Origin of the sequence: Bacillus sp. SIMBA_005 (assembly GCF_046535585.1) — a bacterium.
Lineage (GTDB): Bacteria > Bacillota > Bacilli > Bacillales > Bacillaceae > Bacillus > Bacillus pumilus.
Genome location: NZ_JAWRWI010000005.1, coordinates 124,590 through 144,261 on the forward strand (window position 1 = coordinate 124,590; position 19,672 = coordinate 144,261).

Annotated in this window: 23 protein-coding genes, 2 pseudogenes and 1 riboswitch; of the genes and pseudogenes, 2 read left to right on the forward strand and 23 right to left on the reverse strand. The window is 40.4% G+C overall.

Annotation, left to right across the window (positions count from 1 at the left end; genetic code table 11):
* Positions 1-33 precede the first annotated feature (33 nt).
* Complete coding sequence (locus tag SB660_RS10025) at positions 34-1,341, reverse strand: HAMP domain-containing sensor histidine kinase (RefSeq protein ID WP_410582364.1); 1,308 nt, start codon at positions 1,339-1,341, stop codon at positions 34-36.
* On the reverse strand, positions 1,328-2,023 hold the full coding sequence (locus SB660_RS10030; RefSeq protein WP_410582366.1) for a response regulator transcription factor: 696 nt from the start codon (positions 2,021-2,023) through the stop codon (positions 1,328-1,330). Before SB660_RS10030 ends, SB660_RS10025 begins: the two co-directional genes overlap by 14 nt.
* A 252-nt stretch (positions 2,024-2,275) precedes the next feature.
* On the opposite strand from SB660_RS10030, the gene SB660_RS10035 reads away from it, so the two are divergent.
* On the forward strand, positions 2,276-3,475 hold the full coding sequence (locus SB660_RS10035) for a DUF418 domain-containing protein (protein ID WP_410582368.1): 1,200 nt from the start codon (positions 2,276-2,278) through the stop codon (positions 3,473-3,475).
* 74 nt (positions 3,476-3,549) lie between these two features.
* On the opposite strand, the gene SB660_RS10040 is transcribed toward SB660_RS10035, so the two are convergent.
* The gene (locus SB660_RS10040; RefSeq protein ID WP_410582370.1) at positions 3,550-4,482 is read right to left on the reverse strand and encodes a helix-turn-helix transcriptional regulator; all 933 of its coding nucleotides are present in this window, start codon (positions 4,480-4,482) and stop codon (positions 3,550-3,552) included.
* An 83-nt stretch (positions 4,483-4,565) separates the two neighbouring features.
* On the opposite strand from SB660_RS10040, the gene SB660_RS10045 reads away from it, so the two are divergent.
* Positions 4,566-5,210, forward strand: coding sequence for an FMN-dependent NADH-azoreductase (locus tag SB660_RS10045; RefSeq protein WP_410582372.1), 645 nt, complete (start codon positions 4,566-4,568; stop codon positions 5,208-5,210).
* A 153-nt stretch (positions 5,211-5,363) separates the two neighbouring features.
* Here SB660_RS10045 and SB660_RS10050 read toward each other — a convergent pair.
* The 20 genes and pseudogenes from SB660_RS10050 to SB660_RS10145 all read right to left on the reverse strand — a co-directional run.
* A pseudogene (locus SB660_RS10050) lies at positions 5,364-5,606 on the reverse strand (alpha/beta fold hydrolase); the annotation flags it as partial.
* Between the two features lie 347 nt (positions 5,607-5,953).
* A pseudogene (locus tag SB660_RS10055) lies at positions 5,954-6,125 on the reverse strand (response regulator aspartate phosphatase); the annotation flags it as partial.
* A gap of 323 nt (positions 6,126-6,448) precedes the next feature.
* On the reverse strand, positions 6,449-7,171 hold the full coding sequence (locus tag SB660_RS10060; RefSeq protein WP_180310135.1) for a hypothetical protein: 723 nt from the start codon (positions 7,169-7,171) through the stop codon (positions 6,449-6,451).
* A 545-nt stretch (positions 7,172-7,716) separates the two neighbouring features.
* Entirely contained in the window at positions 7,717-7,998 is a 282-nt protein-coding gene (locus tag SB660_RS10065) for a hypothetical protein (protein ID WP_410582374.1), read from the reverse strand.
* Positions 7,999-8,179: 181 nt separating this feature from the next.
* Entirely contained in the window at positions 8,180-9,577 is a 1,398-nt protein-coding gene (gene sufB / locus SB660_RS10070; protein ID WP_058013733.1) for a Fe-S cluster assembly protein SufB, read from the reverse strand.
* A 17-nt stretch (positions 9,578-9,594) separates the two neighbouring features.
* Positions 9,595-10,041: a Fe-S cluster assembly sulfur transfer protein SufU gene (gene sufU / locus SB660_RS10075; protein WP_012011181.1), complete on the reverse strand. Its 447-nt coding sequence runs from the start codon at positions 10,039-10,041 to the stop codon at positions 9,595-9,597.
* A complete protein-coding gene (locus SB660_RS10080; protein ID WP_058013732.1) occupies positions 10,031-11,251 on the reverse strand; it encodes a cysteine desulfurase in 1,221 nt (406 codons plus the stop codon). The genes sufU and SB660_RS10080 overlap by 11 nt, the downstream gene beginning before the upstream one ends.
* Positions 11,251-12,564: a Fe-S cluster assembly protein SufD gene (gene sufD / locus SB660_RS10085; protein ID WP_050944088.1), complete on the reverse strand. Its 1,314-nt coding sequence runs from the start codon at positions 12,562-12,564 to the stop codon at positions 11,251-11,253. Before sufD ends, SB660_RS10080 begins: the two co-directional genes overlap by 1 nt.
* A gap of 18 nt (positions 12,565-12,582) precedes the next feature.
* On the reverse strand, positions 12,583-13,368 hold the full coding sequence (gene sufC, locus SB660_RS10090; RefSeq protein WP_003213654.1) for a Fe-S cluster assembly ATPase SufC: 786 nt from the start codon (positions 13,366-13,368) through the stop codon (positions 12,583-12,585).
* Positions 13,369-13,578: 210 nt separating this feature from the next.
* Positions 13,579-13,716, reverse strand: a complete 138-nt coding sequence (locus tag SB660_RS10095; protein ID WP_162839378.1) for a YuzK family famiily protein — start codon at positions 13,714-13,716, stop codon at positions 13,579-13,581.
* A 215-nt stretch (positions 13,717-13,931) separates the two neighbouring features.
* A complete protein-coding gene (locus tag SB660_RS10100; RefSeq protein WP_003212803.1) occupies positions 13,932-14,300 on the reverse strand; it encodes a carboxymuconolactone decarboxylase family protein in 369 nt (122 codons plus the stop codon).
* A 104-nt stretch (positions 14,301-14,404) separates the two neighbouring features.
* The gene (metQ, locus tag SB660_RS10105; protein ID WP_058013730.1) at positions 14,405-15,226 is read right to left on the reverse strand and encodes a methionine ABC transporter substrate-binding lipoprotein MetQ; all 822 of its coding nucleotides are present in this window, start codon (positions 15,224-15,226) and stop codon (positions 14,405-14,407) included.
* A 14-nt stretch (positions 15,227-15,240) separates the two neighbouring features.
* On the reverse strand, positions 15,241-15,909 hold the full coding sequence (locus SB660_RS10110) for a methionine ABC transporter permease (protein WP_180310132.1): 669 nt from the start codon (positions 15,907-15,909) through the stop codon (positions 15,241-15,243).
* Entirely contained in the window at positions 15,902-16,927 is a 1,026-nt protein-coding gene (locus SB660_RS10115) for a methionine ABC transporter ATP-binding protein (RefSeq protein ID WP_180310768.1), read from the reverse strand. The genes SB660_RS10110 and SB660_RS10115 overlap by 8 nt, the downstream gene beginning before the upstream one ends.
* A gap of 154 nt (positions 16,928-17,081) precedes the next feature.
* A riboswitch (SAM riboswitch) is annotated at positions 17,082-17,190 on the reverse strand.
* 102 nt (positions 17,191-17,292) lie between these two features.
* On the reverse strand, positions 17,293-17,637 hold the full coding sequence (locus SB660_RS10120) for an SCP2 sterol-binding domain-containing protein (RefSeq protein ID WP_058013728.1): 345 nt from the start codon (positions 17,635-17,637) through the stop codon (positions 17,293-17,295).
* Between the two features lie 120 nt (positions 17,638-17,757).
* On the reverse strand, positions 17,758-18,060 hold the full coding sequence (locus SB660_RS10125; RefSeq protein WP_003213095.1) for a thioredoxin family protein: 303 nt from the start codon (positions 18,058-18,060) through the stop codon (positions 17,758-17,760).
* A gap of 12 nt (positions 18,061-18,072) precedes the next feature.
* Positions 18,073-18,417: a ribonuclease M5 gene (locus tag SB660_RS10130; RefSeq protein WP_144492875.1), complete on the reverse strand. Its 345-nt coding sequence runs from the start codon at positions 18,415-18,417 to the stop codon at positions 18,073-18,075.
* Between the two features lie 128 nt (positions 18,418-18,545).
* Positions 18,546-18,782: a YusG family protein gene (locus tag SB660_RS10135; RefSeq protein WP_034659913.1), complete on the reverse strand. Its 237-nt coding sequence runs from the start codon at positions 18,780-18,782 to the stop codon at positions 18,546-18,548.
* A gap of 44 nt (positions 18,783-18,826) precedes the next feature.
* Positions 18,827-19,210 (reverse strand): glycine cleavage system protein GcvH, encoded by a 384-nt coding sequence (gene gcvH / locus SB660_RS10140; RefSeq protein WP_003213614.1) that lies wholly within the window; start codon positions 19,208-19,210, stop codon positions 18,827-18,829.
* Positions 19,211-19,276: 66 nt separating this feature from the next.
* On the reverse strand, positions 19,277-19,633 hold the full coding sequence (locus SB660_RS10145; RefSeq protein ID WP_061410268.1) for an arsenate reductase family protein: 357 nt from the start codon (positions 19,631-19,633) through the stop codon (positions 19,277-19,279).
* Positions 19,634-19,672 lie beyond the last annotated feature (39 nt).

The following is a 19,672-nucleotide window of genomic DNA, read 5'->3' on the forward strand; positions in this document are numbered from 1 at the left end:
TTGTCTCTCCATTCCATATTATTCATTTGTCATCTATATTTTGATGTGCCAGAATCGCAGCACGGTGTAGTAAACGCCGTTCTTTTCCATCTTTTCAAACTGCCCGTGCATGCGGGACATCATTCGTTTAATGCTTCGTTCACCAAGTCCAGTGCTTTCCTGCGTGTCATTTGTCTCTTTTATCGCATTGCTGACATGGATCTCAAAGATTTCTTGATCGGATAGAAATGTGAGATTGATGTCTTTTTTCGGATCGGCGTATTTCAGTATGTTCGACATCAGATTATCAAACACTCGGCCCAGCTCCTCGACATTCACGTTGATATAGCTGTCAGGCAGCTCTCCTAAAAGATGAACCTTGAATGTCTCTTGCTGCAAGATCGCCACCTGATCTGATAGGAGATCGTAAATGACCTCTTTGACTGCAACGGTCTCAAGCTCAGGTTCATGTTCTTTATCAAGCAGAAAATAGGCAAACAGATTATCGGACAGATTTTTCAATTGCAGTGCTTTGTCATAAGCACTTGCTATATATTGATCTTTACGTGTATCCGTCCCAGCCGCCTCTTTTTTCGCAAACTCTAAATTCATCATTAGCGATGTCAGCGGTGTTCTCATATCGTGTGACATTTCAGTAACTAAGCTGCGGCTCTCTTCTTGCAGCTCATCGATGGCTTGAAGCTTGTCCAGAAAAGCTTTACGAAGATCCTCAATACTTTTGGCAATCATCGCTAATTCATCATGTCCTTTCACCGTCATCTCGTAATCCAGCTCACCGCCTTCAAGAATATGAATGTCTTGGTGAATCGTTTGCAGGTAGCGTAAACTTTTGCGAATGCCTAGCAGAACAATGAGGAGAAAAATAAGCGTCGACCCGAGCAGCTCAAGTGTAAAGGCAAGATCGTGGTAACGAGATGAATAGAAACCATCCACCATGACACGGCCTTCACCGTCGCTAAACTGAACCGGATACGAATGATGCTCAGCATACTGGGTCACCTTTTCTTTTCCGTAAGCCGATTCATCAGCAGCCGAATAGATGGAGTCATATTGCAGCACTTCATCCTTGAAGATGGTCAAATTAATGTAATTCTCTTTTTTCACCCATTCACCAAACGCTTGTCGATTTGTAGAAGACAGCTCATTCTCAGACACATAGCGGCTGAATTTTTGAATATATCTAGCTGACTCCGCCTCGTAATACTCGTCTGAACTCAAATATCCGTCAATGAGGTCATTGGTGATTTTTTGCAGCGTCAAAAAGACAAGTCCACTCACAACCGTAGCTGTCAAAATCAGCAGTGCCAGCTTTTTGGCTAGTGTATATTTACGATGTGCCAAATCGATATCCTCTTCCCCATTCGGTTTTGATATATATAGGACGTGCCGGATCATCTTCAATTTTGGCACGCAGCTTTCGAATATGCACCATCACCGTATTGTTGGAACAATAGAAATAAGGCTGTCCCCACACACTCTCATAAATATTTTGGGCTGAAAAGATTTTGTTTCGCCTGCTCATGAGCAGCTTGAGCACACGATATTCTAAATCAGACAGCTTGATTTGTTGATTTTCTTTCCACACTTCATTAAATTCTTCGCTCACCCTCAGCTTGCCCCCAACAAAAAAAGTTTCTTCCTGTTCCTTCTTTTCCTGATAGACGGTGTACCTGCGTAATTGTGCAATCACTCTAGCATGAAGCTCCTCTTGTGAAAAAGGTTTTGTCATATAATCATCCCCGCCGGCAAGTAAGCCTTCGGTTTTATCGAATGTACCTGATTTGGCTGTTAGAAACAGAATCGGGACATTAGAAGAGGCTCTCATCTGCTGGCACGTTTCAATGCCTGAGAGCCCCGGCATCATCACATCCAAAATCACCAAATCGAGCGAATCGTCCACAAACTTCAATGCTTGCTCGCCATTCATTGCTCTCAGCACCTCATATCCAGCACGTGTAAGGGATTCCTGCAAAAGGTCTCCAATATCCTGATCATCTTCTACGACTAATATTCGATGTGTCATGTCTCTCTCACCTCATGATACGTGATGTACTTTCTATTATGCCTTTACTATATATCATCTAGCTATGTGAAAAGATACAGCATAAATCTTAACAGTTTATGAATTTGACCATCCTCCATCAATTTGTCACATTTATTTTCAAATAATTGGATCTTCATAAATTGTTAAGAATTGGGACGTATATTGATTCATTGTAAGGATCGTTGAACTGATCCGAATGACAATTATCATAACAAGAAAAGGAGCATGGATATGAATGCAAGCAAAGTAGCACACGCGATGAGTTTGAAAGATCGGATCCATTTCTTAGACATCGTACGGGGATTTGCCCTAATGGGAATTATTCTGGTGAATTACTTTTTGATTGTGGATTCGGCGAAGGGGTTCGATATGGGAGCAAATGATGTCTTTCATAACTTGGTGAATTGGTTCGCCTCAGGGAAATTCATTACGTTGTTCTCCTTCCTATTCGGGGTTGGTTTTATGATTTTTATGGATCGAGCGGCTCAGAGGGTGAACAATCCGAACAAGCTGTTTGCCCGCAGATTAACCATTCTCTTAGGATTTGGCCTTCTGCATTTAACTTTTGTTTGGATTGGTGATATTTTGGCCTATTATGCAGTCGCTGGCTTTTTATTGCTTTTCTTTTACAAACGCACAGCCAAAACCATCGGATACTGGTTGATCGCACTCTTTGTGATTCAATTGCTCACGCCCTTTTTCACGATGCTGCTCAATACCGTCAGTTCAGGACCATCAGGCAAGCCGGACTTTGCTGATTTTGAATTAATCAGCCACAACAGTCTGACTTATTTAGCATCTATCGGTGATCGGTGGACAGATATGGTCACGATGGCTTCCAGTTCTTTTTCTACTGTCTATTCCATGTTCTTCATGTTTTTACTAGGTGTGTATTTTGTGAAAATGGCGTTTTTCAAAAACATGGAGGCGAAAAAAACGATTTGGAATCGCATTTGGCTCATCTGTACAATCGCTTTTCTCATCACTCAAAGCAGTACGATCATAGCAGCGGTCAATCCTTTTGAAAATACACTCTTGGTGAGCATTGCCACTGCTCTGGAACAAAACGGGGGATTAACTGGCAGTATGTTTTATATGAGTACACTTGCGATGCTGTTTCTGCACGTTCCTCAGCTGCGAGGTGCTTTGATGGTCTTTACAAAAGTCGGACGGATGTCCCTGACCTGTTATTTGCTTCACTCGATCATTGGAACGATGCTATTTCTAAAGTATGGAGCGGGGCTTGTCGATCATCTCCAGCCGGCTGGTACGTTCTTTATGGCTATTGGCGTGTATGTCTTCCTTGTGCTTTTCAGTACGTTTTGGTTAAAGCGCTTTAAGTATGGACCGATGGAATTTATTTGGCGTCAGCTGACGTATGGGAAGGTCAATGACAGATCGAAAACCAATACATTTCATGAGGCGAAGTAAAAGAAAAAAGGCGAATGGCTATAGTTCGCCTTTTTTAATATGTGAAGTTTTATTCAGAGACAATTCGTTCACTTTCAATACTGATCCATCATTTCTTGCAATTGAGTCAAATAACTCTTTTTTAATTCATCTGGGTATTCAATTTTCACATGTTTCCCAAATGAGATCAAATAGTGAGTCATATACGATAATTCTTCTTGATTGTACCCACCCATAATATAAGGAGTATCATCAATGATCTCCAATCTCATATTCGGATAATGATTCTTCAGAAACTTTTCTTTCCCTTGTTCCGTTAATCGACATTTAAATAAGATATCATGATAAGTTTTTTCGTACTCGACCTGCATTGCTTTTAATTCTTCCTTCGTAAAGGTGTCACTGCCTTCTTCTTCAATGATCAAGTCCTTCATAAAATCACATCTATAGATGCCCCACTTTTTATTTTGAACATCATATGCTTTGGTGAACCAAATCCCATTTCGATAAAATAACTCAAGAAATTGCAGCCTGATCGTTTTATTTTCATATTGAGTGTACGTCATCTTCACGATTTGATCTTCCATCATCGCCTGTAAAATCAATTCCAAATGATTTTGTTCACTAACTGGTGCGACATTATAGTAATGAATCACTTCCAAAGTCTCCGTAATCATTTGTTTTCTCTCATCAGACATTGTGGCAAACAGCTTTTGCCGAATTTGTGAGTAGGACTTTTTAAATGGTGTGGCTGACACCAGATCTAGCGCTTTAAGCGCGAAAAAAATAGCTTGAACTTCATCGATATTGAAATAAATAGGGACCATTGGAGATTGTTTCACCAGTCGATATCCTCCATGTCTGCCATTTTCAACATAAAAAGCTAAACCCATGGACTCTAGTTCTTCCATATCTCTCAACGCCGTACGTTTCGATATGCCAAATTCGGTTTCTAAATCCTTTAATTGAAAAGAGTACTTATCACTTAAAAAAATAAGTTCCTGATTTAATCGTTCTGATTTTTTCATTTGATTTTCCTTTTGAAAAAGGTGACATGTTTTGTCACCTTTATATTTTATACTCAGTTTATCAAAAGAAAAGGAGCATGTATATGCAAACATTAATTATTAACGCGCACCCTGATTTCACTCATCGAGAAAGTTATTCACACAAACTGCAAACACTATTTTTAGAACATTTTAAAGAAAGATTCCCTCATGAAGAACCAACAATTTTACATTTACATGAAACTGAAATTCCTCGTATTGAAAAAGACCAGCTGCTACGTATTTGGAATAAGCAAGCATCTGAACAAACATTAACAGCGGCCGAAGAAAAAATTGCTGCTGCTTCATCTGCTTTATTGGCTCAATTCAAAGCACATCATCGAATCGTGATTGTATCACCTGTTCATAATTTCAATGTGACGTCACGTATGAAAGATTATATAGATAATATCTTGATTGCTAGAGAAACGTTTAAATATACAGAAGATGGTTCAGTTGGTCTGATGACTGACGATTATCGTGTACTTTTGCTTCAAGCAAGCGGCTCAATTTTCACAAATAACGATCGATACACACCTCTGGAATTTTCACATTACTACCTAAAAGAAATATTCCAAAACTTAATGGCCTTTCAACAATTTCATATTGTCCGAGCACAAGGAACAGCGATTTTAGAGCAAGATGCTATCTTACAATCTGCATCTGATGATATGACGAAAACCTTAGATCAGTTTTATGGACCTAATTAACCCGTATTTAATCAAAAGACCCAAAACGAAAAATCGTGCTTTTTTTAATAAAAATCACCTTTTTCGTTTTAGGGCGCTACAAAATCTTTCAGTTGATGGGCATAGGCGGGATCGCAAGCAATGCGATTTCACTTCAATTACGACATACTTTATTTATCCCACACTCTCATCTGCTGGTATATTATTTTTTATGACCAATGCTGCCGTTTCACTCGGATGGCTAAGAGGAAATTGGTGGCCATATGGTACAAACTCAACCTTACCAGGATGTGATGGAGCAGAATAGCCTTTGTCATACTCCCCCCAAATCATGTGCAGATTATCCTTTGTTATTTCTTTGAAATCATCTTTATCGGTTTGCAGTAATAAACTGTTAAGCTGAACCGTCGTATTTAACTCTTGTTGGCGTGATTCCTGCAGTTTATATTTGTTTTACGTCATATAAAATAATAAGCCGTCATATGTTTGTGGGTGCTTTGTGGGCGCGCCCACATAAATAAATTAAGATCATTCCTTTATAAAACATCTCAATGCCGTTCAAAAGGGTACTATTGGAAAACGCATCATGCGCTGCGGGGAAAGCATCCGGCAAGATAATGAAAAAGATATTCAAATAAGATAGTCCGAGGTGGTGATCTCATGAATGATCTTGAGAGGAAGCTATACAGGATCATCAATAATATGAGCTGATTTCGCAAGAACCCCACAATAGAGGACTTTAAAATAAAAACAGGTAAAGACTATCGGAATTCCATGAGAGAGAAATATAATAATAAATCCTGGCTTTCCTCCATATGATCGAGCAAAGATTTTATTTCTTCTTTATATGCTTCGGCGTACCGCACGTTAAATCTGAATATGGTAATACCATTCATTGATTTTCATACCGACAAGAGAAGAAAGCACTTTCTCCATAAGACCCTACCCCTTCCTTACTATTCCCTATAATGACATATATTCTTATTTTATAAATAAATCCACGAAAAGAAATCGCAAAAGTTAGGGTGTTTTGATATGGTAAGGCCTTATTCGGGAGCAATTTTGACTAGTTAATATTAAAAAAGAGCCGAATTAATACGAACGGCTCTTTTTAAAATCATCAACTATTAGATGTTTTGGTGCTCTTTCTTTTAATAAAGTAAACGACTGCTGTGATAATGATTACAGGTATCACAACAAATAGACCGGCAGTGATAATTGTATTCCAAGGCATATTTACTATCTCCTTTCATTAAGGATTAATGCCATCTAGTCCAAGTTTTAGAAGCTACATCATAGGCATTTCCTGACTTTGTTTTCACAGCTGCCTTTGTCCACATAGTGGTGTAGACAGGCAAAACGGAATTGTAACGATGTGTTTTATCCATTGCATATGTTTTAGCATTGGCAACTTTTTTATTACTGACTTTTCCACCATATACTTTACCAACAGATGGCCACCCTCCGTTCCATCCTACGACACCGAATGAATCATGGTAAGTAAGTAGAGTGATCTGCTTGAGCTTCCCACTGTTTCGTGTTGCTTTAATATTTCCACGAAACGATGATGTTCCTGCAACGAACGCAATATTTTGATACATTGTGCCTTTTAAAGTTACTTTTGTTCCGTATTTCTTTCTTGAAGTACTAAAACTTCTTGATGATTTACCAGCTAGAGTTGAAAGCTCTCCGTTTTGATCTTGACGTTCAACAATTGATTCAGTTAGTAAAAATAAGGTATCTTCTTTTGATAAAACATCACCTTCAGCATAACCCTCACTAATCGCTATTTTTCGATCAATGATCTCGTCTTCACTTAAAGCCTTGTAGTTTACTATGTCTTCATTTGTTACAATATCCGTTGCTTTTTTAAACGTTAAATCCTGATCGTTAGTTTCTTCTGCGGTTGCTACAATGGGTGTGATCGCAAACAATAATAAGACAACAACAGAGACTTTCATACTTGTTATAAATCTCTTCATTTTGTTTCCCCTTTGAATTGTATTATTAAAAAATTACGACCCGGACTCGTAATTTAATAATCAACACTTTAACGACCTTGTTGTATGTACACATTATACAATTATAGAATATTATGGTATTAAAGACAATGTATTCAATAGGTCTAATTAATCAAAAGGGATTTAAACAAATGGATTTTCAACTTTTTCCGACTAACATACAGTCCCCTATCACTATTCATTTTATTTCATTATCGCAGGCGAAGAGTACATTTTATATATTTTTGTTAAAAACAAGTGATTTTATTAAAATATTGCTTATTAACCCTTATTTTAACAATAAAGTTCATGAATATATATAGGAATATGTATGTTTTTTATTGGTGAAAATGCTTTAGATATTTAACAAAATTTTAGAAATTTTACTTGATCGATGTTACAAATCAACAAAAAGTTCCCCATCCTAAAAAGGACAGGGGTTTTACTTATTTCAATGCTTTTTGCAGAGATTCTTTTGTCTTAGGTCCGTAAATGCCGTCAGCAGCAAGACCATGCATCAATTGGAATCATTTTATAGAAAACACAATCTTTGGTCCGTAATAGCCATAAATGCGGCTATTTTTTGCGCCTTTGTCCGGGTAGTAATGAACCGCCACTAGGGTTTGCTGTACCGCTTTTACTGCTAATCCTTTTGTAAGAGGCTTTGTGGCTTTTAAAATACCTGTTGGCAAGCCATATGACTTTTTAACAGGTTTGAAGCTGCTGTTTTGAATGGGTCTGCTTCTGTTGTTAACAGGTGGCTTTTTATTTCTATAAGAACGGCGATACCACCTTTGAAGCTGTCCCAACGATCAAGCAACCTGCGGGGAAATTCTAGCATAAAAAAACAACCGCAGACACGTCTCTCCATGTCCCACCATAATTGAGGACCAATGGAAATGTATCTGCGGTATGTTACATAATTAAATTTTGTGGGTGCTTAATATAAATGTAATGCCTAAACACCTTTAATCCCCAGTATATCAACGGTTAACCTATACTACCTTCCATCTCAAACTTAATCAAACGGTTCATTTCAACGGCGTATTCCATTGGTAGTTCTTTTGTGAATGGCTCGATGAAGCCCATAACGATCATTTCTGTTGCTTCTTCTTCAGAAATTCCGCGGCTCATCAAGTAGAATAGCTGCTCTTCTGATACTTTTGATACCTTCGCTTCGTGCTCTAATGAAATGTTGTCGTTTAAGATTTCATTGTAAGGGATCGTATCAGATGTTGATTTGTTATCCATGATGAGTGTGTCACACTCGATGTTTGAACGTGCACCCTCTGCTTTACGTCCGAAGTGAACGATTCCGCGGTATGTGACTTTACCGCCTTGTTTCGAAATTGATTTCGATACGATCGTTGAAGAAGTGTTTGGTGCAAGGTGAATCATTTTCGCACCTGCATCTTGGTGCTGACCTTTACCTGCTAGGGCAATACTTAATGTCATACCACGAGCGCCTTCACCTTTTAGGATGACTGCTGGGTATTTCATTGTCAGCTTAGAACCGATGTTTCCATCAATCCATTCCATCGTTGCATTTTCTTCACATACTGTACGTTTCGTCACAAGGTTGAAGACGTTGTTTGCCCAGTTTTGAATCGTTGTATAACGGCAGTAGCCGCCTTTTTTCACGATGATTTCAACAACCGCACTGTGAAGAGAGTTTGTTGTGTAAACTGGAGCTGTACAGCCTTCTACGTAATGCACATGTGCGCCTTCATCAACGATGATCAGTGTACGCTCGAACTGACCCATGTTTTCAGAGTTGATACGGAAGTATGCTTGAAGTGGAGTATCTACTTTTATCCCTTTTGGTACGTAGATAAATGAACCACCAGACCATACAGCCGAGTTAAGCGCAGCAAATTTGTTGTCAGTCGGAGGAATGACCTTTGCCCAGTGCTCACGGAAGATGTCTTCGTTTTCTTTTAATGCGCTGTCTGTATCTTTAAACACAATGCCTAGATCTTCAAGGTCTTGCTTCATGTTGTGATACACAACTTCAGATTCATACTGAGCAGATACACCTGCTAAGTACTTTTGCTCTGCTTCTGGGATCCCAAGCTTATCAAAGGTTTGTTTGATTTCTTCTGGTACTTCATCCCAAGAACGCTCAGAGCGCTCTGATGGCTTTACGTAGTACGTAATTTCATCAAAGTTTAATGCATTTAAATCTCCGCCCCATTGTGGCATCGGCATGTTGTAAAAGTGCTCAAGAGATTTCAATCGGAAGTCGAGCATCCATTGAGGCTCTTCTTTCATACGAGAAATTTCTTCAACGATCTCTTTTGTCAGTCCGCGCTCTGAACGGAAAATGGAAACGTCTTTATCAGAAAAGCCGTATTTATATTCACCAACATCTGGCATTTTTTTAGCCATCCATTTTCACTCCAATCTTATGATTTGCCGTTATCTTCGGCAGATGCGCCTTTTTCAAGCGCCTTCCAGGATAATGTTGCACATTTGATACGGGCAGGGAATTTTGCCACTCCCTGCAGCGCCTCAATGTCACCAAGATCAATGGAATCGTCGTATTCTTTTCCTAGCATCATATCGGAGAAAATCTGAGACATTTTCAAAGCTGTTTCAATATCTTTCCCTTTAATCGCCTGCGTCATCATAGAGGCAGATGCCATCGAAATCGAGCATCCTTCTCCTTCAAATTTCGCATCGGTGACTTTTTCGTCTTCGATTTTCATCGTGAGACGAATGCGGTCACCACACGTTGGGTTGTTCATATCGACGACAATGCTGTCGTTTAACACACCTTTGTTTCTCGGATTTTTATAATGATCCATAATCACTTGTCTGTACAGTGTGTCTAAGTTTACATTAAAAGACATTCGTAAAATACTCCTTTGTCTTACGGAGCGCTGCAATAAGTTGGTCAATCTCTTCTTCTGTATTATACAGATAAAAGCTTGCTCTTGCAGTCGCTGATACACCAAGCCATTTCATGAGCGGCTGTGCACAGTGGTGTCCAGCACGAATGGCGACACCTTCCGTATCCAGAACAGTAGACGCATCATGCGGATGGACGTCATCTAAGTTAAACGTCACAAGCCCAGCTCGGTGCTGCGGTCCATAAACAGTCGCACCGTCAAGCTCTTTGAAGCGCTCAAGTGCATAAGTGGCAAGCTGATGCTCGTAACGGCTGACTTCCTGCATACCAATGTCATTTAAGAAATCAATGGCTTTTCCGAGTCCAATTGCTCCGGCAATAATCGGTGTTCCCGCTTCAAATTTCCACGGAAGCTCTTTCCAAGTAGAATCATACAGATCCACAAAGTCGATCATTTCACCGCCAAACTCAGCAGGCTCCATATTATTCAAAAGGTCCTTCTTCCCGTAAAGTACACCAATGCCAGTCGGTCCACACATTTTATGTCCAGAGAATGCGAAAAAGTCACAATCTAGATCCTGAACATCAATTTGCATATGCGGTGTGCTCTGCGCACCATCGACAACGATAATAGCACCGTGATCGTGGGCAATCTTTGCGATTTCTTTAATCGGGTTGATGGTTCCTAATACGTTTGAGACATGTGTGACAGCGACGATTTTCGTTTGATGTGTGATCGTTTGCTTCACATCTTCAAGCGATAGCGTGCCGTCTTCCTGTAACGGAATGTATTTCAATGTGGCGCCAGTTGCTTTTGCTGCTTGCTGCCAAGGGATGATATTCGCATGGTGCTCCATGTGCGTAATGACAATCTCATCGCCTTCTTTGAGATTTGCTCTAGCATAGCTGATCGCCACTGTGTTTAGTGCAGTTGTTGTACCTCTAGTAAAAATAATCTCCTGGACAGATGAAGCACGGATGAATGCACGAACTTTCTCTCTCGCACCCTCGTATGCGTCCGTTGCTCTTGTACCAAGGGTATGAACACCCCGGTGGACGTTCGAGTTGTAAGACCGGTAATACTCATTCATTGCATCAATGACCACTCTTGGTTTTTGAGAAGTCGCTGCACTGTCCAAATACACCAAATCATGTCCGTTCACTTGCTGATGAAGGATTGGAAATTGCTCACGAACGTCTTTGATATTCATTATTTTACTTTCCTTTCAATCACAGAAACGAGCTGCTTTTTAACTCCTTCAATCGGCAGTTCTTTGACAACTGGATTTAAGAAGCCATAAATCACAAGTCTTTCTGCATCTTCTTTGGAAATCCCGCGGCTCATGAGGTAATACAGTTGAATTGGATCGACACGTCCAACAGAAGCAGCATGCCCTGCTGTTACATCATCTTCATCAATCAATAGAATTGGGTTTGCATCACCGCGTGCTTTCTCACTCAGCATGAGAACACGTGATTCCTGCTCGGCATTTGACTTCGTTGCGCCATGCTCGATTTTACCAATTCCGTTAAAGATAGAGGATGCTTGATCCTTCATCACACCATGCTTCAAGATATACCCTTCAGAGTTTTTACCGAAGTGAATGATACTTGTTGTAAAGTTTTCCGTTTGATTCCCGCGGCCGACAACAACTGATTTTGTATCACCAAATGTACCGTCGCCCATAAGCTTTGTGATGTTTTCAGACACGACGTCTCCATCATTCATCAAGCCAAGCGCCCATTCGATTTTACTGTCACGGCCATTTGCCATACCGCGTCTATTCACATAGACTGTGACACCTTCAGAAAGGTTATCTACTGCACCGTAAGTAACGCGGGCATTAGCACCCGTGAACACTTCGGACACGATATTGAAGATTGCTTCTTCAGGTTTTGCTGTACTGATGTAGTTTTCTACATATGTCACTGCACTATGATCGTCTGCTACGACGATGACATGGTTGAACAAAGTCGTGTCGTCATTTTCATGCAGGTAGACGGCTTGAATTGGTGCTTCAAGTTCTACATTTTTCGGTACATAGAGGAAAGCTCCGCCATTCACTAAAGCAGCATGTAAAGCTGTTAGTTTATGCTCATCTACTTTCACTGCATCCGTCATGAAGTATTTCTTCACTAGATCACCATGTTCGCGAAGCGCTGTATGAAGATCAGTGAAGATCACGCCTTTGTCTTTCGCTTCTGTTGAAAGAGACAAGTATGCTGGCGTTTGATCACGCTGAATGTAAACTGTCTTATCCGTGTCCTCTAAATCAATGAGAGATTTCACTTCTTCAGGAAGCTCTTCTAATGATCCAAATGGCGCACTTTCGACTGTATGCTGTTTAAAATTGGTTAAATTCCATTTAGAAATATTCGTTTTGTCAGGCTTTGGCATTGGAAGGTCTTCTGCTTTTTCAAGAGCCTGTAAGCGAAGGGAACTCATCCATGCCGGTTCCTGATGCTTCTCGGAGAAGCTTTTGACATAATCTTGATCTACTGATAATTTCGTTTCTAATGTCATCAATAATCCTCCTAACGCTTACGCTTCTTGACCAACAGTTTCGTCTTCAATTCCTAACTCTTTTTTAATCCAGTCATAGCCTTCTGCTTCTAGACGCTGCGCGAGTTCTGGTCCGCCAGATTTCACGATACGTCCTTGCATCATGACATGAACATGATCTGGTGTGATGTAGTTCAGTAGACGCTGATAGTGAGTGATCATTAAGCAGCCGAAGCTTTCGCCGCGCATTCTGTTAATTCCTTTAGAAACCACTTTCAACGCATCGATATCAAGACCAGAATCGATTTCGTCAAGAATGGCAATTTTAGGTTCAATCATCATTAATTGAAGAATTTCGTTGCGTTTTTTCTCCCCGCCTGAGAAACCTTCGTTTAGGTAGCGCTGCGCCATGTCTGGGTCCATTTCAAGGAACTCCATGTTTTCGTCCATTTTGCGGATAAATTTCATGAGAGAGATTTCATCGCCTTCTTCTCTGCGAGCGTTAATAGCAGAACGAAGGAAGTCCGCATTTGTCACACCACTAATTTCAGATGGGTATTGCATTGCAAGGAAAAGACCTGCTTGAGCGCGCTCATCTACTTCCATTTCAAGTACATCTTCGCCATCAAGCAAAATGCTGCCTTTTGTTACTTCATATTTAGGGTGACCCATAATTGCAGCAGATAAAGTTGATTTACCTGTACCGTTTGGTCCCATTACTGCGTGGAATTCTCCACCTTTTATCTCGAGGTTTACACCCTTTAAGATTTCTTTCCCTTCAATCTCAACGTGCAAGTCCTTAATTGTTAATGTCGAAGCAGTCATATATCGATACCTCCAAAATAATCATTATTCTCAATTTATTCTCATTCTAATTTTATAACAAATTAAAAGTGAATACAACACATTCACGATAAGCGTGAGAGGATGCTCTCAAAATTCTAACAAAAAAAGCCGGTAGATAAAAGGAATTATGTCGAAAAGACTGTTTTCATAAAGAAAGGACGGGAAACTGTTCTCCCGTCCCTAAGCTATTTAATAGCCTCGTATATTCATTTTTGCGAGCTGCCTTTTCTCATCTCGATAGGACTGCTCTCGTTTATATTCCACTTTCATCCGTAAGTCATGGTCTCTTTCGTACTCTGCATAGCTCATGCCATGAGCCTTATGCATGGCCTTTTCCATCTCGGCGGTATAATCCAATCCCAGTGTACTATGGTCCGAACAAATAATAAACCATTCCCTTCTTTGAGTGTAGCTTTATTGTATCAAAGGCATGCGGCTTCACTCAAAAGGGATATAGCGCGTTATGCTGGCATATTTTCTCACACCATCGGCTGAGAACGACTCAACTCCCTGAGATGGATAAATACCATCTTATCCTTCCCTTAATGCGTCTGTCCTCCAAATTCGTCAATACATTGCTGAACGACAGTAATCCCTTGGCTCAGTGCTGCCCCGCCGCCAAATGCTGCCGCCACGCTGACAACCTCCAGCAAATTCTCCTCTGTCGCGCCTTGATCGAGCGCCCCCTTTGTATGATAAATCATGCAGTATTCATCCTGTGCATGAATACTGATGCCAAGAGCAATCATTTGTTTTTCCTTTTGTGTTAATGAATCGCTCTGAAAGCACTGCTCCGTGAATTCATTGAATTTCTTCCCAAACACCGGCATTTTCTTCTGAAATTCACCCATTGCGGTTTTATAATCAGTCAGTGATTGCTGCATGGATCCGCTCATATGCTGTTCATTCATCTTCATTCCATCCCTTCAGGTCATTTGTACATTTTTATTATGAGCGAGATTTGAAAAAATACACAAAAAAACCTCGCTTTGATGAAAGCGAGGTTAACACATGGTTATTCAGATACCGGTAGTACAGCACCGTCATATTTTTTGTCGATGAATTCTTTGATTTTATCAGAGTGAAGAACTTCCATTAAAGTCTTGATCTTATCTGATTTTTCCTCACCTTTGCGAACCGCCACGATGTTTGCGTATGGGTTGTTTTTTGTTTGCTCAAGTTCGATTGAATCGTTTTTCGGATTCAATTTATTTTGGATCGCATAGTTGACGTTGATAAACACAGCATCGCCTTCACTGTTTTCATAAGCTTTCGCAGTTAATTCAGGCGCGATTTTTTTGAATTTTAGGTTCTTTGGGTTTTCTTTGATGTTCTTTACAGTAGCGTTGATTGTATCAACCTTTGGATCAAGTTTGATGACACCAGCATTTTGTAATAGGGCAAGCATACGTCCTTGCTCAGCTACGTTGTTTGTCATGATGATCGTGCCGCCGTTTGGAATATCTTTTACTGATTTGTATTTCTTAGAGTAGATACCGAATGGCTCAAGGTGAACCGCACCAGCACTCACAAGGTTGTAATCTTTGTTTGATTTATTTTCTTCGTTTAAGTAAGGGATATGTTGGAAAAAGTTCGCATCCACTTCTTTTTCAGATAACGCTTTGTTGTACATTTTGTAATCGCTAAGTACCTTCACTTTGAGGTCGTAGCCTTTTTCTTTTAGAAGTGGTTTTGCTTCTTCAAGAATCTCGGCATGTGGTGTTTTTGAAGCAGCAACCGTAATGGTTTTGCTATCACTTGCGTTATTAGATGAACCGCATGCAGCTAAAATGCCTGCAAATGCTAGGAATAGTGCACTTAAAATCAATTTCTTCATGAATAAATCCTCCCTTATCGTTTATCAATTTTATTTGTAATCAAATCACCGATTATTTGAATAATAAAGACGATGATGAGAATAAACACAGTGGCAACAAGTGTGACATCTGTATTACCAGATTGGTATCCTTCCACATAGGCAAGGTCACCAAGTCCGCCTGCTCCAATTGCACCTGCAATCGCAGTTGAGCCAATTAAAGCAATCGCTGTTACGGTAATACCTGAAATGAGGGCTGGCAATGATTCTGGCAGCAATACTTTGAAAATGATGGTCGACGTTTTCGCTCCCATTGATCGTGCTGCTTCAATGACTCCTTTGTCTACCTCACGCAGTGCAATTTCGACAAGACGTGCATAGAATGGAGCTGACCCAATGACAAGGGCAGGGAGTGCTGCATTTGGACCTAGAATTGTATGCATTAAGAATTTCGTGAACCCTAATAAAAGAATAATTAAAATGATAAAAGGAATCGATCTGAAAATGTTGACGACTGCACCGATGACTGTGTTGATCGGTTTATTTTCCCAAAGACCACCTTTACTTGTGAGAAAGAGCAGGAGTCCAAGAACAATTCCAATCACAAAGGCAAACGCCAATGAAATGAGTGTCATATAGACCGTTTCACCCGTTGCATTCCAAATGACTTCTAAATCAACATTCGGAAACCATTTCTCAAACATGTGTCATCACCTCAATTTCAACCTGTTTGCTTTGGATATAGGCGATGGCTTTTTCTACCTCGGTCTCTTCTCCATTAATATGGATAAAGAGTGTTCCAAACGCGCCTTCCTGCGTTTGAGAAATCTTTCCTTGAAGGATGTTTACATCGACCTTGAAGGATCGAATGATTTCAGTGATGAGCGGCTGCTCGGCAGAATCACCAATAAAGGACAACCGTACGACCTGACCTTCTTTTACGCGCTCTAAGACGTGCTCGATTGTTTCTTTCGCTTCCTCTGGTTCAGCAAGCTGCTGGACGAATCGCTTCGTCATTTCTTCCTTCGGCTGTCTGAAGACGCGTAATACCTCGCCTTCTTCGACAATGCGCCCATTCTCCATCACCGCCACGCGATGACAAATTTTGCGAATGACATGCATTTCGTGTGTAATCAGCACAATCGTCAGCCCAAGTCGTTTATTGATATCTGCTAAAAGATCAAGGATAGAATCCGTTGTTTGCGGATCAAGCGCTGATGTTGCTTCGTCACAAAGAAGAACCTTTGGATCATTCGCTAATGCTCTCGCAATTCCTACACGCTGCTTTTGCCCGCCACTTAGCTGAGAAGGATATGCATTTTCTTTTCCTTCTAAACCGACTAGTTTAATAAGTTCGTTTGCACGAGCTCTTCGTTTTGACGATGGTACACCTGCGATCTCAAGTGGGAACATAATATTTTGTCTCACCGTTCTTGACCAAAGTAGGTTAAAGTGCTGGAAAATCATGCTGATTTCTTGTCTTGCTATCCGAAGTTTCGCATTCGATACTTCATTGATCCGGTTGCCTGCCACTTCAACAATTCCTGTTGTTGGCAGCTCCAGACCGTTTAATAGGCGAATAAGCGAGCTTTTCCCGGCACCGCTATACCCGATAATTCCGAATATTTCACCTTTACCAATATCCAAGTTGACGTCTTTCACGGCATCAACATTTCCGCTTTTTGAATGATACGTTTTTGATACATTCTGTAAATGGATCACAGTCTGTTCACCTGCTTTCTTGCTGAATCTATAGGTTGCCATCACATACATTAATTATTCTTCCTGCTGCCATGCTTCGCGCCTGGCTTGAGGTCAGTAAAAAAGACCTAACTGCAATGCAAGCAGAAAGGCCTTTTATGTTCAATACGCCTTTCTCTCATCTTTCAAAGCATTGCGGCTTTGAGTGAATTGGCACCAATTTCAGCTATGCTGACGGTTGCCGGGTTTCATAGGGCACGTCCCTCCACCTCTCTTAATAAGAGAAAATATGTTGTTTTATGTGATGTTCATGTTTTTACTAACGTAGAATATCATGCTACCCGAGATATGTCAACGCTGTAAATCGCTAATTTCCTAGTAAACGACTACGTTATCATTTTTCGAAAAAAACCGTTCGTCAGCCAAAGCACCGCCTCTAGTCTTAGGAGCGCACGGAATGACCCTTTTACTTTCACTTGTCCCCTGCTAATTAACTGCTGTAAGGACATATCTCCATCTAATAATTGAAGTATTTCTTTTCTCTCACCATAAAAGATGAGATCCGATAACTCAATTGCAGGTAGTTTCTTCACTTCACCACGCTCATCCACAATCAATGTACAAGAGTCAGTTTCCGCCTCAAATGTAATCTTCAAGGATGATGATGAGAGCAGCGGCTTTAGCAATAATCGCTGCCCTGTTGTGTTACCATGGGTTTTCACTTTTTCCACATGTATAACCTCCCTGTCATTTGGTTATACATAACATTTCTCTACAAACATTGGCTTGTCCTTTATAAATAACTCGACAAATTTTCAGATGAATTGCTTGAAATATGACAAAAAACCGCTTTATTTAGCGGTTTCAATCATTTCGTGAAGATATGGAACAGAGTGAAAGGCATAGCCTTTTTGCACTAGCTCACCTTTTTTAAACAGTAGAAAGCAAGGAACGCTTTCGATCTCAAAAGCTTTCGCAAAGCCTGGTGAGTAGTTTAAGTTATTTTCGTAAAATGGTACATCCGGCTGCATGGTGTCAACGACAGCAAGCATTTTCTTTGCCAGCTGACATGTCCCGCAAAACGGTGTATATAAGTATAAAAGAAATAAATCGTCCTTTATCTCCTTGAATTCGTGTTCTTCAATCTCTTTCATATACGTCCACCCTCATACATATTTCGAATGAACATCAATGTTTGCAGCTAATAGGATAGATGCAATGTGGGCTGACGGTGAAGCGGCCACTTCGCGGTACGTTCTGTCGACAAAAAGATGAAGTGCTTCAGGGAATTCTTTTCGAAATTGCTTCCGCAGTTTGTCGCCTGCATCGTCACTGTCTGCTAATATGTAAACGTCTTTCCCCAATAATTCGTCTACGAGCTGATCCAGCTTCGATGTACTGATCGTGCCATTGGTGCAAATGATGGTAACAGGTTCACTTATGATTTCTTTTAGTTTTTGTTTGTCTGTTTTACCTTCTACAATGATGACCTTTTCTACCTCTACATTCATCACGATCACCCGGCCCTTTTGACGTTGTTCACTTCTCCCTTAGATTACAATCTTTCATCGAGGTTGTAAAGATTGGGCGCTTGCACTAAAAAGACTGCAGCTTATGCTCACTGCAGCCTTATCTGTGATTAGCACCAGCCATTTTCATCATCACAGTCTACATATTTTTCTGTCCCGTGGGTCAATGTATCCGTCAGACGATAAAAACGATTTTGATCATAGGAATAACCTGATTTTAACTCATATTGGTTTTCACTAATCATCGTGCCAATCTCTTCATTTTGATGATACAGCACCATGCCGCTTTCTTTGAATCGACCAGTGACATGATCTGTTATATCCACCTGTTCTTTTTGAAAAGACAAATTGGACACCCCCCATAAAGGTAGAGTGTCCAATTTCACGTGAATTAGTCTTCTTTTGTCATTTCTTCATATTGCTCAGCAGTCATCAAATTCTCAATTTCAGATGTATCAGCTGGCTCTACCACGATCATCCATGCTTTTTCGTATGGAGAATCATTGACGAATTCAGGGCTGTCATCCAGCTCATCGTTCACTTCGACGATTGTGCCGTTGATCGGTGCGTAAAGCTCAGAAACTGTTTTCACTGATTCTACACTTCCGAAAGGCTCGTCCGCTGTAATTTTGTCTCCTACTTCAGGAAGCTCAACGAACACGATATCACCTAGCTCAGATTGAGCAAAATGCGTAATACCGATACGCACCTTATCTCCTTCTACTTTGACCCATTCATGTTCTTCTGAATAACGTAAATCTTTTGGTGTGCTCATTCAATACCCCTCCAGTCTTTTCTTTCAATCTATATTGAAGATACCACAATCTGAATGAAAGTTACATCATTTCCAGACGCTTTTAAATGTATCTTCATTAAATCCAACTGTGACTCGTTTACCGTCTGTTGTAATCGGACGCTTGATCAGCATTCCGTTAGATGCGAGTAATTCTAGCTGCTCGTCCTCTGACATTGCAGGAAGTTGATCTTTCAGCTGCAGCTCTCGGTATTTCTGTCCGCTTGTATTAAAGAATTTCTTCAGCTCTAAGCCGCTTTTTTCATAAAGGGCTTTTAATGTTTCTTTATCAGGCGTCTCTTCGACGATATGTATGCTGTTGATGTCTTTATTGTGTTCTTCCAGCCATTTTTTTGCTTTTCGGCATGTACTGCAAGATGGGTATTCATAAAAATCTAAGGCCACCATTTTCACCTCCTGCAAATAGTGACAACATTTTATCAC

Coding starts and splice junctions, on each gene's coding strand:
- SB660_RS10035 (WP_410582368.1), top strand. CDS start 2,276: ATGAATGCAAGCAAAGTAGCACACGCGATGAGTTTGAAAGATCGGATC.
- SB660_RS10030 (WP_410582366.1), bottom strand. CDS start 2,023: ATGACACATCGAATATTAGTCGTAGAAGATGATCAGGATATTGGAGAC.
- SB660_RS10100 (WP_003212803.1), bottom strand. CDS start 14,300: ATGAATGAACAGCATATGAGCGGATCCATGCAGCAATCACTGACTGAT.
- SB660_RS10095 (WP_162839378.1), bottom strand. CDS start 13,716: ATGCATAAGGCTCATGGCATGAGCTATGCAGAGTACGAAAGAGACCAT.
- sufC (WP_003213654.1), bottom strand. CDS start 13,368: ATGACTGCTTCGACATTAACAATTAAGGACTTGCACGTTGAGATTGAA.
- SB660_RS10125 (WP_003213095.1), bottom strand. CDS start 18,060: ATGAAAGAGATTGAAGAACACGAATTCAAGGAGATAAAGGACGATTTA.
- sufB (WP_058013733.1), bottom strand. CDS start 9,577: ATGGCTAAAAAAATGCCAGATGTTGGTGAATATAAATACGGCTTTTCT.
- SB660_RS10110 (WP_180310132.1), bottom strand. CDS start 15,909: ATGTTTGAGAAATGGTTTCCGAATGTTGATTTAGAAGTCATTTGGAAT.
- SB660_RS10130 (WP_144492875.1), bottom strand. CDS start 18,417: ATGAATGTAGAGGTAGAAAAGGTCATCATTGTAGAAGGTAAAACAGAC.
- sufD (WP_050944088.1), bottom strand. CDS start 12,564: ATGACATTAGAAACGAAATTATCAGTAGATCAAGATTATGTCAAAAGC.
- SB660_RS10040 (WP_410582370.1), bottom strand. CDS start 4,482: ATGAAAAAATCAGAACGATTAAATCAGGAACTTATTTTTTTAAGTGAT.
- metQ (WP_058013730.1), bottom strand. CDS start 15,226: ATGAAGAAATTGATTTTAAGTGCACTATTCCTAGCATTTGCAGGCATT.
- SB660_RS10080 (WP_058013732.1), bottom strand. CDS start 11,251: ATGAATATCAAAGACGTTCGTGAGCAATTTCCAATCCTTCATCAGCAA.
- SB660_RS10060 (WP_180310135.1), bottom strand. CDS start 7,171: ATGAAGAGATTTATAACAAGTATGAAAGTCTCTGTTGTTGTCTTATTA.
- gcvH (WP_003213614.1), bottom strand. CDS start 19,210: ATGAGCACACCAAAAGATTTACGTTATTCAGAAGAACATGAATGGGTC.
- sufU (WP_012011181.1), bottom strand. CDS start 10,041: ATGTCTTTTAATGTAAACTTAGACACACTGTACAGACAAGTGATTATG.
- SB660_RS10045 (WP_410582372.1), top strand. CDS start 4,566: ATGCAAACATTAATTATTAACGCGCACCCTGATTTCACTCATCGAGAA.